Annotated in this window: 1 protein-coding gene; it reads right to left on the reverse strand. The window is 58.1% G+C overall.

All coding sequences use genetic code 11. From position 1 onward, the window contains the following. Positions 1 to 28 precede the first annotated feature (28 nt). Positions 29 to 234 (reverse strand): tautomerase family protein (locus tag SB771_RS37220; RefSeq protein ID WP_410722307.1); only part of this gene is annotated, 206 nt, incomplete at its 5' end.

The raw sequence follows: 234 nt of genomic DNA on the forward strand, positions 1-234 counted from the left end.
GACTTTTGCTAGCGCCCTCGCCTTCACCCTATTCGTTGTTGATCTCCGGCATGACCCGCCCCATCTCCATCGCCTGACTGGCTGGCAACTCCTGAATGCCGATGACAATCTGGTCATCGGGTGCTCCCGTCGCGGTCTGAAAGAGTTTCCAAAGACGCTGGATCAGCTCCCGCTTATATTCGGGTGACCGCCCGGACCGCATCAAAAGCGTTAGCGCGGCAGTTGCCGATGGTT

Origin of the sequence: Burkholderia sp. SIMBA_051, from assembly GCF_046534915.1 — a bacterium.
GTDB classification, from domain to species: Bacteria; Pseudomonadota; Gammaproteobacteria; order Burkholderiales; family Burkholderiaceae; genus Burkholderia; species Burkholderia ambifaria.